Source organism: Desulfitobacterium sp. LBE (assembly GCF_007830365.1).
Classification (GTDB): domain Bacteria; phylum Bacillota; class Desulfitobacteriia; order Desulfitobacteriales; family Desulfitobacteriaceae; genus Desulfitobacterium; species Desulfitobacterium hafniense.
Genome location: NZ_VLKD01000001.1, coordinates 3,404,878 through 3,420,678, shown reverse-complemented (window position 1 = coordinate 3,420,678; position 15,801 = coordinate 3,404,878). Strand labels below are relative to the sequence as shown.

Genomic DNA, 15,801 nt, shown 5'->3' with positions numbered 1-15,801 from the left:
GCATTAAGAGACCCTGTTCCAGGGTCTCTTTTGCTCATGAGATAGATAGAGAATCTGGTTGAAAGATTAAAAACAGACAGAGAAAATGTATTACGAAAGAGGAATTTGCTGTTTTTTGACGAATTAAAGTTTTTTGGGTATTGAATACGAATCAGGGTAAACTATTGATGGAGGCGAAGTTTATGCCACATTGGGCTGCGGTGATTATGGCGGCGGGCAAAGGTACCCGAATGAAGTCCAAGTTGCCTAAAGTCATGCATACACTGGCTGGAAAACCCATGCTTCAACATGTTTTGGATTGTGTCCGCTCCGTGGAAATCCCCCGTTCCATGGTTGTTCTGGGCCATGGCAGAGAACAGATCGAGGCCACTTTGGACGACCGGACGGAAGTGGTGGTTCAAGAAGAACAATGTGGAACAGGGCATGCGATCATGCAAGCAATTCCTCATTGCCATGAGGTTGATCATATTATTGTTTTAAGTGGAGACCAGCCCCTGATCCGGCCGGAGACTCTCCGGAATTTGATCAGAATTCATATCGAACATAATGCGGCAGCCACTCTTTTAACGGCCTGTTTTGAAAATCCTCACGGATTAGGCCGGATTCTCAAAGAGGGAGATCAGTTTTTGCGGGTGGTGGAGGAGAAAGATGCTACTCCCGAGGAACGGCTGGTTCAAGAGATCAATACAGGAACCTATTGCTTCAATGTTGCCAAGCTTAGGGAGGCCCTGAAGAACATAACCCCCAAGAACGCTCAAGGGGAATACTATTTAACCGATGTCTTCGCTGTTTTCCATGCTCAGGGCGAAGTCATCCGCACCTACTGTACTGAGGATGTCCATGAAGCGCTGGGAATCAACAGCCGGGCTCAGCTGGCGGCGGCCGAGGATGTGGCTCGCCAACGGATTCTGTCCTATTGGATGGAGGAAGGGGTGACTATCATCGATCCCCGCTCCACCTTTATCGAAGCCGAGGTAGTGCTTCAGCCGGATGTGGTTCTTCAGCCCTTTACCATTCTGAAAGGCAGAACCCAGGTGGCCGAGGATGCGGTCATCGGTCCCCATACAACCCTAACGGATTGTACTGTGGGAGCAGGCTCAGAAGTATCTCATACGGTGGGCAATCAAGCCGTGATCGGCGGCCATTGCACCATCGGCCCCTATGCTTACCTGCGGCCGGGCACGGTTCTCCAGGATAAGGTAAAGGTGGGAGATTTCGTCGAGATTAAAAACAGCCAGATTGGCGAAGGGTCAAAAATTCCCCATCTTAGCTATGTAGGAGATTCCCAAGTGGGGAAATCTGTGAATATAGGTGCAGGTACCATTACCTGCAATTATGATGGGGTCAATAAATATAAAACAATTATCAGGGATAAGGCTTTTCTGGGAAGCAATACTAATCTTGTCGCCCCGGTGGAAATTGGTGAAGGCTCAGTGACAGGAGCAGGATCCACGATCTCCAGGAATGTACCGGCCAATACCTTAGCCATAGAGCGCAGCACCCAAAAACATATCGAAAACTGGGTTCGAAATAAGAAAAAGTAGGGGGATATTTTGGAATGTCTGTCAAGGAGTTGAAAATCTTTTGCGGCAATGCCAATCGGGCATTAGCGGAAGAAATTGTTGATTATCTGGGGGTTCCTCTGGGAGAGGCTAAAGTAAAACGCTTCAAGGACGGGGAAATTACCATCGCCATTGATGAAAGCGTCCGGGGGGCGGATGTCTTTGTGGTTCAGCCCACCTGTAATCCGACCAATGATAATATCATGGAACTCTTGATCATGATTGATGCCCTGAAAAGAGCGTCGGCTCGCCGCATCACTCCAGTTATCCCTTACTACGGATATGCTCGTCAGGAACGGAAATCCAAAGCCCGGGATCCGATCACAGCCAAGCTCATGGCCAATCTGATCACCACCGCCGGTGCCGACCGGGTGGTAACCATGGATCTCCATGCTCCGGCCATCCAGGGTTTCTTTGATATTCCGGTGGACCATCTCCCCGGTGTGCCCATCCTGGCGGAGTACTTTAAGAGCAAAGAATTAGAGAACGTGGTGGTTGTTTCCCCGGACCATGGCGGAGTACAACGGGCCCGCAACCTGGCGGAGCGGATCGGAGCGCCTTTGGCCATTATCGACAAGCGCCGTCCGGAGCCCAATGTATCAGAGATTATGAATGTTATCGGTGATATTCAAGGCAAACAGGTGATTATGATCGATGATATCATCGACACTGCCGGGACGATTACTCAAGGAGCTCAAGCCTTGAAGGATCGCGGAGCTCAGGATGTCTATGCCTGCTGTACTCATCCGGTATTATCCGGCCCAGCCTTTGAGCGCCTGGAGAATTCCGTCATCAAGGAAGTGGTTATCACCAATACCATTCCCGTTCATCCGGAAAAAATGATCTCCAAGATTAAAGTCCTCTCTGTTGCTCCCTTATTAGGAGCGGCCATCGTGCGTATTCATGAGGACCTTTCCGTAAGCAAGCTGTTCAGTTAATTCCCGGATACAGGAAGCTTGCTTGCTACGCAAGATGGTGATGGTCAGGGAGCGTGGATATTTTAGACAAAAAATCAGAAGTGAGGGACGAGGTCCCTTCCTTCTGATTTTTTGCGTGGATTATAGCTATCAAAATACGAATTTAAAGAACAACCATTCGCTCATTTTACTTTCCTCCAGTTTAATAACAGTGATGAGTTGATAATAACAACCACCGATCCCACATTGTGTACTAAGGCACCTACGACAGGCCCGAGATGTCCGAACATAGCCAGAAGAATAGCGCCAAAGTTAAGAGCCATAGAAAGGGCCATATTAATTTTAATAGTGTTCATCGTCCGCTTGGACAGGGCAAACAAATGGGGGATATTTTTTATATCATCCCTGACCAGGGCGATATCGGCGGCATCCACGGCGATATCACTGCCGATTCCTCCCATAGCGATGCCGACATGGGCCTTCTTCAGTGCAGGAGCATCGTTGACCCCGTCGCCAACCATGCAGACCAAATCTCCTTTGCCTTGGTACTGCTCGATTACAGCCAATTTATTTTCGGGCAGGCAATCGGTATGGATATCATGAATTCCAGCAATCTTTGCCATATGGGAAGCGGCATGATGGTTGTCGCCGGTCAGCAATACGCTTGTGATGTTTAATTTCTCAAGATTCCTGACTATATCCACGGCATCAGGCCGTAAAGTGTCGGATAAAGCGATAAAACCTGAAGCATGGCCGTCTATGGCCACAAAGATGATGGTGCAGCCATCATTTCTGTAGGACGCTGCCTTTTCTATGATGGCTTGAGCAAGAGGAATGCCGTTGTCCTGCAGCAGCTCTCCATTGCCGGCATAGATCGTGCGGTTATTCACGACTGCGTAAACACCCCGCCCCGCCAGCATCCGAAAATCATGGGGCTCCGGCAGAGAAGCCTTGGCGGCCGTCCTGTAATGGGCCACAACCGCTTTTCCCAGCGGATGCTCGGAACGCAGCTCTGCAGAAGCAGCCAGAGACAAGAGATCGTCGGCAGACAGGCTGGGATCAAAACTTTCAACAGCGGCTACATCAGGTTTGCCAAAGGTAAGGGTCCCTGTTTTGTCAAAGGCCATTCGTTTTACCATGGAGAGTCTTTCCAAGGCATCGCCCTCCCGGACAAGGATGCCAAACTTTGTAGCATTGCCAATGCCGGCCATAATGGCCGTGGGGGTGGCCAGCACCAAAGCACAGGGGCAGAAGACGACCAAGATGGTCACGGCGCGGATGATTTCATCAGTGATGAACCAGGTGGCTCCGGCGGAAAGCAAGGCAATGACCACAATCCAGGTGGCCCATCGGTCCGCGATGCCGACAATCTTTGCCTTTCCCGCATCGGCTGACTGAACCAGCCGGATCATCCGTTGCAGGGAGCTGTCCTCACCGACTTTGCTGGCCTGCATATCGAAGGTGCCGAATTGATTAACGGTTCCGCTGGAAACCTCATCTCCGGTGCTCTTATCAACCGGTAAGGATTCACCAGTCATGACCGCCTGATTGACAGAGGTTTGACCGCTGATGATGATTCCGTCAACGGCAATCGTTTCACCGGCGAGCACACGCAATACATCACCGACCTTAACCTGCTCGGCGGGAACAATCCTTTCCTCACCATTATTGACGAGTCTCGCTGTTGTCGGGGTAAGGTGTACCAGCTTTTCTATACCTGCCCGGGCTTTCGCGACGGTACGTTCCTCCAAATAGGCACCTATGGCCATAATAAATGCCACTTCACCGGCAGCAAAGATTTCGCCGATAAAGATGGCGGCAATCAAGGCCAGGGAGACAAGAACATCCGCCTTGATATCGAATTCTGTGACGAGTCCGACAATGGCGCCTTTGATAATGGGAATACCGCAAAGCAGAATAGCGATCCAGGCAGGGTCCACAGGAAATGAACCGATTTCAAAAAAGCTCAGAATAAGAGCCGGAAGAGAGAGTGCGAGAAAAAGGAGCGTCCTCTTTTCCTCATCCTTGAAAAATGCTAGCACATCACTTACTCCTTTCTCCTTATACCTATAGGGGTATATGTATATTTACGAAGGTAATTATACCCCTACGGGTATAGTTTTGTCAATAAAAATACCTTTGCAGGAAAATTCCTGAAAGGTATCATATGATAGGCAGAACACTTTGAGAGTAGCGTGGTGAAACCCCGCAACTGACGGAAAGCTTGCTTGACATTTTTATGCGGCAATGTTACTCTATAAATGGAAAGTGTGCTTTCCATAGAAAGGGGAGAGGCCGACAGTGAAGAATCGGTTGGAAGAAATACGCAAGCAGCGCGGGATTCGGCAGGAAGAGCTGGCCGCCGCCCTGGCGGTATCCAGGCAAACCATCGGCTCGCTGGAAAATGGTCGCTACAATCCATCCATTATACTGGCTTTCAAGATCGCCCGGTTTTTCGGGATGAGCATCGAAGAGATTTTTATCTATGAAGAGGAGGAGTACGATGAAAAATGACAGCGTCAAAAAATATATGGGGTTGACGGTGCTGGGGCTTGTTTTATTGGCTGTCGGATTAGGACTTATAAAATGGCAGGGGGATGCCGAAGGGATGCTGCGCACCTTGCCCTATATCTGTGTTGGAGTCGGCGCAGGTGTATTCGGCAGCAATCTGGGGACGGCGATAAAGCTCCGTCAATTCAAAAAACATCCGGAAACCGCCAGGCAGGTGGAAATCGAAGAAAAGGACGAGCGTAACATAGCGATCAGCAACCAAGCCAAGGCCAAAGCTTACGACCTGATGTTGGTGCTGTACAGCGCACTGCTTTTAGGATTTGCACTCATGCAGGTGGCTCTTCAGGTGATATTGGCTTTAGTAGGGGCCTATCTCTTAGTTGTATTTACCATGGTGTATTATCTTGCTAAATATCAGAAGGAGATGTGAGGTATGGTTGGAATGCTCGAACGGACGATTGCCGGCTTGCAGCGCAACAACATGGCAGGGTATTTTGTCCATAATCGGCAGGAATTAATGGCGCTTTTGTCCGGTCTGATGGAAAAGGGACAGACGGTTGGCTGCGGCGATTCGGTGACATTAGAAGAGCTGGGGGTCTTTGATTTCCTGCGCAAGGGGGATTATATTTTTTATGATAAATACGTGCCGGGCCTGACCTCTGAAGATAAGCGAAGGTTGTATATTCAAAACTTTGCCGCAGATACCTTTATCACAGGAACCAATGCCGTCACCACGGATGGAAAGCTATTCAATATCGATGGGAATGGTAGCCGGGTCGCCCCCATGATTTATGGCCCCCGACAGGTCATTGTTGTGGTAGGGACCAATAAAATCACGGAGGATGTAGAGAGTGCCATTCAGCGTGTTCGGCAAATTGCCGCTCCAATGGATGCTAAACGGCTGAAAAAAGAAACACCCTGTACCAAACTGAACAGGTGTGTGGATTGCCGGCATCCCCAGCGGATTTGCAATGATTTTGTCCTGATTACGGGCCAGTTCGTCAAAGACAGAATCAAGGTTATTATTATAGATATGGAAATAGGGTATTAGTTGTTTGGAATTAGCGGATGTCTCGTTCGCTGAAGCTGAAATGGTGATGGTCAACCCGCCAGTCAATACTCCCATTAGGGCCGTGGTATGAGTTGAAGGAATTGGCAGGATATAGGCGAAAATTTGTACAAGAAAAAACTTTATTATTTGGATAAATATTTCCAATAAAAAAATACTGTTAGCTCAGGTGTAGCAAAGCTTCCGGGAATCGGCAATTGTGGCTAAGCAAATTACGACATAATAAACTAAATTTCGATAGAGGAAAAATAAGTAAAATAGAGAAATACAGTGAGTATAGGATCAAGCTGAAGGATATTTTGGTAATTCAGCGGCACTATGGAAAACTTCAGGTTACTTTTTAATTTAGAAAGGGGTTTTAAGATGAATTATGCAGCTATTGCGAATTTGGTCCATGAATGTGTCAAAAATCCTACGTGTTTGGTGACACAAAAGGAAAAGTCGGGCGAAAGCAAAATAAAGCCCGATGAGTTTTCGATTGTTCAAAATGTCTTTTCCAGGCATGAAGTGTCCGGGAACGGCGCGGCAATCGGCGTGCTTCCTCTGGGTTATTGGGGATAAAATCTGATGAATCTTCAGCTTGATCAGATTTTTTTCAGAGAAATTGATCGTGTTTTGGCCAAAGTCCGGCTGGATGCGGAAATGGAGCGGCTGATTAGGGTATCCCTCAATGCCGACAGTCCCACTGGGGAATTGTTCCGCTGGGCCCACTTAACGCGTATGAGCTGTGAATGTGCGGGCGGAGATCCGGAAGACGCGCTGCCGGGTGCCATTGGAATGGAGTTTTTTGCCCTGGCCCTGGATATTTTCGATGACGTGCAGGATCAGGACAATGAGAATATGCCCTGGCGCCAGCTTCCGGATGCTCAGGCCATCAATCTGGCCATCTGCTTGCTCATGCTCAGTGATGAGGCCATTTCCGCCATTCCGGACAACAGGCTGTTTCGAGAGGTTGCGGCAACTTTGCACCGTACGGGAATATGCGCCAGCAATGGGCAATTCCGGGAGTTTTTATATGACGGCCGACAGCAGGTATCGTTTGAGCAATATTTTGAGATGGCGGAGCAAAAGGCCGGAAGCTTGACCGCCTGCGCCTGTAAAATTGGGGCCATCTTAGGCGGGGCAGAGGAACCCGTAATACATGGCTTGGAACAGTTTGGGATCAATCTGGGGATCCTGAATCAAATCAGAAACGATTTAAATGATTTCCTGGATTTTTTCAGAAAAAGTGATTTTGTGAACAATAAAAAGACCCTACCTTATGTTTACCTGTTAAATACCCTGAAAGGGGAAGCCGCCGAGCGGTTTAAGGAACTGACCCAGGGGCATGGCGAAGGAGCCTATGGGTTCGGAGATAGAGAAAGGGAATATGTCAGACAACTGGCAGCTGAAGAAGGAGTTGCGCCCTACTGCACCGTGATGTTTGAAATTTATTGCCAAAAAGCGAGGGAAATTTTGGAGGGAATTCCTGTTCCCGAAAAAAATAAGGAGAACATGAAAGAACTTGTTGGAGAAAGTGTTTAAACGGCAAATTTATTATATTGCCAGCCTTGTTTTTGTTGTGCTGGGGTTGGGTTACTTTGCAGCTTGTCTGACCCAACCCTTTATCGGTCTGGAACTCAAGAACAATAATGGGCAATGGCTGGTGGCAACCAGTTATCCTTCTGGCGAAGGGTATCGGTCTGGTATCCGGGTGGGGGACGAAATCCTGAAAATCGACGGAGAGGATGCCGGTAGCTATCGCTTTGTCCAAAAATGGGGAGAGGCGGAAGAGGCTTCAACGATTGAATTTCGGAAACCGGATGAACTGACAGATCAAACGGTTACCATATCTAAGCAGCCTGTTCTGCTAGAGGTATTTAGCGAGATCCCTATGGTCATGCTGGGTTTTACTTTTTGGTTTTTAGGGTTTATGACTTGGTATAAGCGTCCTTTTCTGGAACAGGCGCGCATCTTATTTTGGATGAATTGGATAATTGGTTTGGCGATTGTTTTAGCACAAGCGTCCAGTCGTTGCTTATTGCTGGCTAGAGAATTGGAGTATATCACCTTCTCGTTGATACCTGTTTTTCTTATTGTTTTCATTTCGGCTTTCCCCGTTTCCAATCAAAACAGAGTAAATAAATTTGGTCATAAAATCGTAACTATTCTATTCGGTCTGATTCTGGTCTTAACTGTTCTACAATCCTTAGGTTTGGTTCAGCTCGAAAGTGTGATAAGAAAAATGCCGCTATCCAATATGATCCTCGGCATTCTTTTTACGTTCTGGAATCTGGGTTTACTCATGAAGCTGCCCAAAGATCATCCCAAAAAAAATGAAGTCCGCATTATCCTGTTGGGGATGGGGATCGGTTTTTTGCCATTCGTATTACTATCAGCATTGCCAATCATTTTTAACGTTGATCAATTGCTTTATACCCAAGTGAGCTCCTTATTCGTTGTAGCGGTCCCGATCTCTTTATATTATGTAATTGTCAACAAATATTTGCTGGACAGCCGCCGGCTTTATAAAACGGTAATTACTTATGTCGTCGCTGGAGCCTTCCTGAGTCTTGTTTTTTCCTTGACGCTTTACTTCCTGCAAATCGTACCCGCTATTCATCTTGAGCTTTATTTGGCTTTGCTGCTTGCCACCCTGCTGTCCATTCTTTGCTTTTATTTTATTCAGATTGGGATCAGCAGGCTCTGGGAAAGAGGAGGCTTTTCCCAAGACAAACAAGCTTTCAAGCAAAAGATGGCCTCCTTGAATGCAAATCTGGCCTCTCTTTTGGCTGAGGAGCGGATATTGGATGAAATCGTTGACACTCTGGATATTGACGGGATTTTTATAATTATGGAGAATGCGCAGATCGGCTGTCTCAAAAAAGCGGCGGGACGTTTTAAGGAGAATCCCAAGGAATTAGAGACATTGGAGAATTTCTTTTATCAGAATCAAAGATCTGATCTGGAAGCCAAAATGCTGCCCGATGACTGCCCGGCAGGGATTTATGTCCCATTTATTTCCCATGATGCTACCTGTGGAATTTTCTTTGGCCGGCGTTCTTCCCGCATCAAATTCGAGCAGTCAGAATTACCTTTTCTTACCCTGCTGGCCGGTCAATTGGAGTATCAGATCCTTATGTCGCTGGTAATCGGCGAGCTGACCAAAGAAATACATTTTCTGACCAAAAGCTCCGGGCGTTCACATCGAAGAAAGACGGAGCTGCAGGGGATCAACAATGCTTTGTTACGTAAAGTTGAGCAGAAAAGGAAACTTCTTACCGACGAAATCTGCGCCGGTCCTTTGCAGTGGAGCATGGACCTGAGCCGGTGGCTGAAATACCTGAAAAAGGAATGCCCCGCCGACGATAAGACCCTGAAGGTAATTGCTTATCTGCAGGAACGGGCGGAGGACCTGAATTATGAGCTCAATTGTATGGTCAATGATTTAGGCCCCCCGATTCTAACCAACCTGGGGTTGGTCCCTGCCGTTCAATGGCTGTGCCAGGAAATCATGACTGAAGAATTATCCCTGATTTCCTTGGAAATCAGCAGACTGGGCCAGCAAAGCCGGTTTAAGGAGGATGTGGAAGTCACCGCCTATCGTTTCTTACAGGAAGGCATCATGAACTCAGTGCGGCACTCCCGCTCCAATATGCAAACGGTTCGCATGACCCTGAACGAAACCTGGCTTGAATTGACCGTAAGTGATTCCGGCCGGGGCTTTGACACCGGCCAGATAGAAAACTGGCTATTGACAGGGACCCACTTCGGCCTGGTTGAAATGAAGGAGCGTATTGAGGGTCTGGGCGGGGAGCTTCAGATCATTTCGGGAATAAACCGCGGAACAACGCTCAAAGCGCTTATCCCGGTTTTCCCATAATGGCAAAACCCTCATCGGGGCTCCTAAATATGGATAAAGGCGCGTGAGGCAGGATGTCCGTTCATTGGGAAAAATCACAAGAAACTGCAGAGCAGATACATGTGCTCATCGTGGACAGCCACCGGCCCTTTGCAGAAGGGACCAGGGCGTTGCTGTCTTTTGAACCGCGCATAGTGACCATCGGAATTGCCGGGGATGAAGACTCGTGTCTGAATTTTCTCCGCCATTCTGTGCCGGATGTTGTTTTATTGGATTTTTATCTTCGGGATATCAGCGGGCTGGACTTGATGGATAAGATAAAAGCGGCCCACCCCGCCCTAAAGGTTATTCTGATGGTGGAACAAAGTCAGGAGGGTTATGTTCTGGCGGCAAGCCGCAAAGGGGCCGAAGGGCTGTTGTTGAAAACCTGTGCCGTCGAGGAAATGATACAAGCTGTCTTAAGCGTGTCTAAAGGGGGCGTATATTATTCTCCAAGCCCGCTGGCGTTTTCCCAGGTTGAAATAGATTTCCATGATTTGCATTTCCCCGCGAAGCCTGCCGAAGTCCTTAAAAGGCTGTTGACACCCAGAGAAAAGGAAATTATGAGCCTTCTGACCAAGCCTCTCGATAACAGAGAGATTGCCGCAGCCTTAGGAATCACCGCCCGGGCGGCTCATCTTCAGGTGAAGATTATCCTTCTCAAATTTGGGATCAACACACGTCTGGAAGCCGTCTTATCTTGGGCTTATGTTGACGAGTAATTTTTTAATTTATAAAATAAATGGTAAATAGGAAAATCCCTCTGCGGTAAAAGTAAAAGCAGGGGGATTTTTTTAGATGGTACTACGGCATGATGGTTGTCATCGGTCAGCAATACGCTTGTGATATTTATCTTAAGTCAATCTTGAAAAATGTTCTACTGCTTTAGCAAAATCATTAATTGTTTTATCCGCATCTCCATGCTCGATGCCTTCCCGAACGCAGTGATTTAGATGGCCTTCTAAAACGACTTGGCCAACTTTATGCAAAGCCTTTTTAGCTGCATTAATCTGAATTAGAATATCCTCACAGGGGATATCCTCTTCCAACATTTTATCAACGGCTTTGATCTGTCCCATAACCTTGTTCAATCGTCTATGCAGATTATCAAAATCCATACACTGTCGCATAATAGCGCCTCCTTTATACCCGTAGGGGTATAATTATAATTTTACCCTGCATTGGAGCCATAGTCAACAAGGTTGTGACTCGTGCCACGATACCCGGAAGTTCGTAGCAATGGATCGAATTTCCGGGACCATCAGCTTCAACTTTATCCTGCCAGTGGCTCAGCAGGATAAGGTAAGTCGGAGTGAAAAAGGGCATTTCCTATGATATGATGATAGAAAGCGTTGTTTTGAGAGAAAAGGATAGAGCTAAAGAAGAAAATAGAGAATAGAAAGGGATAGGTGCCGACGATGAGAAAAGAAGCCGGTCTGGAACCGTGGCGTAAATTATATGAGGTGACGCGGTTGATTGGTTCCCTGCAGCCGTGGGACTATCTTTGGGATATGGACGTGGTTACGCTGGTGCTCCCCGAATACGAGCAGCCCTTCTTTGTCAGCGTGATGGGCCGCAATGGTGAGTGTTACGCTATCACCGTAATGGAAGGGCCGGAGGCTCTCAGGGGATTTTACCGGCTGGCGGAAAGCCGGGAGATCCCGCCCGGACAACTGATTCGCTACCAGAACAATCTGACCTGCTACTTCGGCGACAGGGATGAATTAAGCAAAGCTGAACGGGATCGTATCAAAGCCTTGGGCTTAAAATTTCGGGGCAGAAATCAATGGATTTTCTTTCGGGCCTTTGAGCGGGGATACGCGCCCCATACCATGGATGAGGAGCAGGTTCTGAAATTGACACGGGTATTCCAGGAGCTTTTTATGGCTCTGAGGGCTTTATTGGAACACGGAATTGCCGTAGACTTCGAAAAAGGGCAGACCCTTTACCGCTGTTTCGATCCGGAGCAGAAATTATGGCTTACTTCAGCGATGCCGCGCTTTATGCCTTCTCCCCAATATTTGGTGCCTGTGCTGGAAGATGAAGTTATGGCCGCCAGGCTGAAGCGGCAAAAGAAGGTGAAGGAGAAGCTGGAGATCGACATCCTGTTCCTGGACACCTTTATCGATGAGTCAAAATCCGGCAGGCCCACAATCCCTATGCTGCTTATACTGGCCAGCCGCAGCAGTGGAATGATCCTTGACCAGGAATTCTTGGATCCCGGCGATGATGAGGTTGCCGCAGTTTTGGGCCAGGTCATCAACTATATTGAAGACTCCGGCCGGCCACAAAAAATATTCGTACGGGATGAGGAAATGGCACACCTTCTCTCAGACCTGTGCCGGAGGGTGGATATTCCTATCGCCATCGAAGGCAGCCTCCAGGTCATTGACGACTTTGCCGAAAATTTTGAACTGCTCTCCTTTTAATCCATCAAGCAGGGGCGTTGTCCATTTTGTGTATAAAAATTTTAGTAATAACTCTTGTTTTGTTGCCAAAAATAACCATATAATATAAAATATAGTCAAACATACATTCGAGATGTGAAATATCCGTTAGCATGAAGGTGAATTTAAGTGGGAGGGCTATGATGAAAGATAAGTCTGATTCGCCATTAATCAAAAAATTGAAACTTGCCAATCTATTATCTTTTGGCAGTGAATCGACCGATATTCAATTAAACAGCTTAAATGTGGTGATTGGACCAAATGGGTCGGGCAAATCTAACTTGATTGATGCCATTAGTCTTCTTCAAGCTTCGCCATCAGACCTGGCTGTTCCGATTCGCAGGGGAGGAGGTATTCGCGACTGGCTTTGGCGAGGCATTGAACTTCCGACGGCCTCTATGGAAGTGATTACACCGTCTGCCCCTCATGGAAATAAGGATTTACGGTATCAATTATCTTTTACCGCTTTGAAGCAACGTTTTGAACTTGTCGATGAATGCCTGGAGACAAAAGAACCATATGCAAATCACTCGGAACCTTATTTCTATTACCGTTATCAAAACGGTAATCCAGTTCTCAATAATACTAAGGATCAAAAAAGAATGCTGAAGCGCGAAGACATTGATCCTGAACAATCTATTCTTTCTCAGCGCAAAGATCCTGATCAATATCCGGAAATAACTTGGCTCGGTAAGCAATTTACGGCTATCCGAATCTATCGGGAATGGTATTTTGGCCGCAAAGCACTACTGCGGCAACCTCAAGGTGCAGATGCTCCTAATGATTACTTAGCGGAAGATTGTTCTAATCTAGGCCTCGTCCTTAATAAACTGCGGACTAACTATAAGGTTAAGAAGAAGGTTTTAGATTTATTGTCTCAGTTTTATGAAGGTATTGACGACTTCGATGTCATTGTTGAAGGCGGAACTGTTCAGCTCTTCTTGCAGGAAGGGGAGTTTATGATTCCGGCCACTCGTCTTTCTGACGGAACGCTTCGGTTTCTTTGTCTCTTAGCAATTCTCTGTAATCCTGACCCACCGCCTCTGATATGTATAGAGGAGCCGGAATTAGGAATACATTCAGATATCATTCCAATAATTGGGCAGTTATTAAAGGATGCGTCGAAAATGACCCAGTTGATTGTAACGACTCATTCTGAAATTCTTGTTGATGAGCTGACTGATATGCCTGAGGCAGTTTTAGTTTGTGAAAAACATGAAGGTATGACTCGATTCCGTCGTTTAGAAAAAGATTTGCTTAAAGACTGGCTTGAGAGGTATTCACTCGGTGAACTTTGGCGCAAAGGTGAAATTGGAGGAACCCGATGGTAAGAAGTTTAAGGAATACGGTCAAGATATATATAGAAGGCGGAGGGGAGCAAGAACATCTCAAAAGAGAATGCCGTAAAGCTTTTAGTAGCTTTTTCGATAAAATAGGCTTCCGGGGGCGGATACCGAGGATTGTTGCGTGCGGTTCACGAAATGAGGCTTTTCGTGATTATTGTATTTCCTTAAAAACTTCTCAGAGTACGGGAGAACTAGCCTTTTTGCTTGTTGATAGTGAGGGGCCTGTTGGCGCAGCTTTTTGCAATAGGCCAGGACAATACCTAACGACTCATGAGAGTTGGAATATGCCCCGAAATGCTCAGGATGAGCAGATCCATCTAATGATTCAATGCATGGAAAGTTGGTTTTTAGCCGATATTGATACTCTCCGAGAATTTTTTGGTAATGGATTTAGAGAAGGAAGTTTGCCAAGGGGATCTAACATTGAGGGCATCAGTAAAGCCGATATATTAGATGGTCTAAAGAATGCCAGCAGAAGCAGTTATAAGGGTAAGTACGGAAAAGCTGCTCATTCATTTAAAATATTGGAGAATATCGATGCCCAAAAGGTTAAGAGCGCTTTTCCCTCTGTTAATAGGTTGTATGAAGAATTAGATAAAGCGCTGTAAAAATTTTTTAAAAAATACAAAACTATATCGTTGCTGAAATGAAGATAAAGATAATAAAAGTGCGTTTCCAAGCTGCGGAAGCGCACTTTATCATTTTCAGTATGAGATGAAATCCGAATCTGTGTTTGTGAACGGGAGCTATCCGCCGCTCCGTACCTCATCAAGGATAACATAGATATCCTCCATATCGATCGGCTTCTCCAGGATTCTCAGCGGTGAAGCCTCCGCGAACTGAGGGTGAGCCCCGGATCCGGTGCAAAATACGATCTGACAGGCCGTGTCATACTCCCGGATGCGCAGTGCTGTTTCTGCGCCGGACAGTTTTTTCATACACTGGTCCAGGAAAATCAGATCAAAATGGAGGTGCTCTTCTTCCGCCTGCTTCAGCAGTTCTTCACCGCTCCCAAATTGGCGGATTTGAAACCGGACATTCTTCTCCCTTTCGTATTCCCTCATCATGGCCTCCAGCATCCGGCGCAGAGGTAGAATGTCATCACATAAAGCGATTTTCATAGGGCAAATTCTCCTTATCTACATCTATTTCACCCCGCGTTTTGGGGCATTGCTTGCGTCATTCCGTACTATCGGGCGGCGGCTCTTCTTGGGCTTGCAGCGAAGATAGGACCCGTCGCAATTCGATCAAAGTGGTATAAATAACCTGCAATTCATGCGTAGAAGAGTTATTCAGGCTGAGTTCGATTTTACGCTGTAGCTCCCACCCATTCGTCCGCTCGGGAAAGAATACGGCGTCTACCGAAAAATTGAGGAATCTGGCCAGCTTATACAGGACATCCACCGAAGGTTTACGGCTACCGGCTTCGAGCTGCTTGACATGGACGGTGGCAATATCCACCCCCTCGGCCAGTTCTTCCTGAGTAAGGTTGTTTTCCAAACGGGCATTCTTGATGGCTCTGCCCAGCCTTTTGGGATCCAGCTCCATTTCCTCAAGCCTCCCCTATAGTAATCTTAAAGAATCCTCAGCGGATTGAACATCAGCGGAAAGAATACTGCGAGGGATTCTGTGAGAATACTAAGGCAGTTTTTTGATAACGCTAAGAGAAATATAATTACCATTAAGGTAATCATAGTGTGCTAATTACCTCTATTCTACATTAATTTACTCCTGTAGTTATATTGGTGCATAAATGTACTTTTTTATTACGCTTACTGATAAAATCAGGCCAAAAGACAAAGACATTGGAGTGTGTTCTCATGGTGAGAATCAAACTGTCCGAACTGCTAGGGAAACATAAAATGAATCAGAAAACGTTGTCAGCGCTCACAGGAATCAGGCCTGCGACTTTATCCAAGATGTATTATGAAGAAACCAAAAGGATAGAGATTGAGCAGATTGATAAGATTTGTGCTGTGTTTAACTGTAGGATAGAGGATTTGATTGAATATGTGCCGGATGGGAAATGAATTAAAATAAAAAATAAAGTGCGTCTCCAGTTGCGGAGG

Annotated in this window: 17 protein-coding genes; 13 read left to right on the top strand and 4 right to left on the bottom strand. The window is 46.7% G+C overall.

The annotated features are described in order from the left end of the window. Positions 1-182: 182 nt before the first annotated feature. Positions 183-1,544: a bifunctional UDP-N-acetylglucosamine diphosphorylase/glucosamine-1-phosphate N-acetyltransferase GlmU gene (glmU, locus tag DESLBE_RS16220; RefSeq protein ID WP_144677574.1), complete on the top strand. Its 1,362-nt coding sequence runs from the start codon at positions 183-185 to the stop codon at positions 1,542-1,544. Positions 1,545-1,558: 14 nt separating this feature from the next. Continuing rightward, positions 1,559-2,500: a ribose-phosphate pyrophosphokinase gene (locus DESLBE_RS16215; RefSeq protein WP_005814952.1), complete on the top strand. Its 942-nt coding sequence runs from the start codon at positions 1,559-1,561 to the stop codon at positions 2,498-2,500. Positions 2,501-2,661: 161 nt separating this feature from the next. On the opposite strand, the gene DESLBE_RS16210 is transcribed toward DESLBE_RS16215, so the two are convergent. After that, entirely contained in the window at positions 2,662-4,521 is a 1,860-nt protein-coding gene (locus tag DESLBE_RS16210; RefSeq protein WP_144677572.1) for a cation-translocating P-type ATPase, read from the bottom strand. Between the two features lie 259 nt (positions 4,522-4,780). Here DESLBE_RS16210 and DESLBE_RS16205 point away from each other — a divergent pair, with 259 nt between their 5' ends. The 7 genes from DESLBE_RS16205 (at position 4,781) to DESLBE_RS16175 (ending at position 10,661) form a co-directional block, all read left to right on the top strand. Continuing rightward, positions 4,781-4,993 carry a helix-turn-helix transcriptional regulator gene (locus DESLBE_RS16205; RefSeq protein ID WP_005814946.1) on the top strand — a complete coding sequence of 71 codons (213 nt, stop codon included), beginning with the start codon at positions 4,781-4,783 and terminating at the stop codon, positions 4,991-4,993. Next, positions 4,983-5,420 carry a hypothetical protein gene (locus DESLBE_RS16200; RefSeq protein WP_005814944.1) on the top strand — a complete coding sequence of 146 codons (438 nt, stop codon included), beginning with the start codon at positions 4,983-4,985 and terminating at the stop codon, positions 5,418-5,420. The genes DESLBE_RS16205 and DESLBE_RS16200 overlap by 11 nt, the downstream gene beginning before the upstream one ends. Positions 5,421-5,423: 3 nt before the next feature. Beyond that, positions 5,424-6,041 (top strand): lactate utilization protein, encoded by a 618-nt coding sequence (locus DESLBE_RS16195; protein WP_005814942.1) that lies wholly within the window; start codon positions 5,424-5,426, stop codon positions 6,039-6,041. Between the two features lie 381 nt (positions 6,042-6,422). Further along, complete coding sequence (locus DESLBE_RS16190; RefSeq protein ID WP_144677571.1) at positions 6,423-6,620, top strand: hypothetical protein; 198 nt, start codon at positions 6,423-6,425, stop codon at positions 6,618-6,620. Positions 6,621-6,626: 6 nt separating this feature from the next. Further along, positions 6,627-7,583: a polyprenyl synthetase family protein gene (locus DESLBE_RS16185; protein WP_144677569.1), complete on the top strand. Its 957-nt coding sequence runs from the start codon at positions 6,627-6,629 to the stop codon at positions 7,581-7,583. Then, complete coding sequence (locus DESLBE_RS16180) at positions 7,564-9,921, top strand: ATP-binding protein (RefSeq protein ID WP_144677567.1); 2,358 nt, start codon at positions 7,564-7,566, stop codon at positions 9,919-9,921. The genes DESLBE_RS16185 and DESLBE_RS16180 overlap by 20 nt, the downstream gene beginning before the upstream one ends. Positions 9,922-9,974: 53 nt before the next feature. Further along, positions 9,975-10,661, top strand: a complete 687-nt coding sequence (locus DESLBE_RS16175) for a response regulator transcription factor (RefSeq protein ID WP_144677565.1) — start codon at positions 9,975-9,977, stop codon at positions 10,659-10,661. Between the two features lie 132 nt (positions 10,662-10,793). Here the strand turns inward: DESLBE_RS16175 and DESLBE_RS16170 are convergent, their stop codons facing one another. Beyond that, positions 10,794-11,069 carry a metal-sensing transcriptional repressor gene (locus tag DESLBE_RS16170; RefSeq protein WP_018211865.1) on the bottom strand — a complete coding sequence of 92 codons (276 nt, stop codon included), beginning with the start codon at positions 11,067-11,069 and terminating at the stop codon, positions 10,794-10,796. A gap of 288 nt (positions 11,070-11,357) precedes the next feature. Between DESLBE_RS16170 and DESLBE_RS16165 the strand changes: the two genes are divergently transcribed. The 3 genes from DESLBE_RS16165 (at position 11,358) to DESLBE_RS16155 (ending at position 14,340) form a co-directional block, all read left to right on the top strand. Continuing rightward, entirely contained in the window at positions 11,358-12,368 is a 1,011-nt protein-coding gene (locus DESLBE_RS16165; protein WP_144677564.1) for a hypothetical protein, read from the top strand. A gap of 161 nt (positions 12,369-12,529) precedes the next feature. Then, a complete protein-coding gene (locus DESLBE_RS16160; protein WP_144678664.1) occupies positions 12,530-13,717 on the top strand; it encodes an AAA family ATPase in 1,188 nt (395 codons plus the stop codon). Beyond that, complete coding sequence (locus DESLBE_RS16155; protein WP_144677562.1) at positions 13,711-14,340, top strand: DUF4276 family protein; 630 nt, start codon at positions 13,711-13,713, stop codon at positions 14,338-14,340. Before DESLBE_RS16160 ends, DESLBE_RS16155 begins: the two co-directional genes overlap by 7 nt. 138 nt (positions 14,341-14,478) lie before the next feature. Here DESLBE_RS16155 and DESLBE_RS16150 read toward each other — a convergent pair whose 3' ends face one another. Beyond that, complete coding sequence (locus tag DESLBE_RS16150) at positions 14,479-14,853, bottom strand: response regulator (RefSeq protein ID WP_144677560.1); 375 nt, start codon at positions 14,851-14,853, stop codon at positions 14,479-14,481. A gap of 58 nt (positions 14,854-14,911) precedes the next feature. After that, entirely contained in the window at positions 14,912-15,280 is a 369-nt protein-coding gene (locus tag DESLBE_RS16145) for a helix-turn-helix domain-containing protein (protein WP_144677558.1), read from the bottom strand. Positions 15,281-15,552: 272 nt separating this feature from the next. Between DESLBE_RS16145 and DESLBE_RS16140 the strand changes: the two genes are divergently transcribed. Next, on the top strand, positions 15,553-15,762 hold the full coding sequence (locus DESLBE_RS16140; RefSeq protein WP_144677556.1) for a helix-turn-helix transcriptional regulator: 210 nt from the start codon (positions 15,553-15,555) through the stop codon (positions 15,760-15,762). The last annotated feature ends 39 nt before the right edge of the window (positions 15,763-15,801 follow it).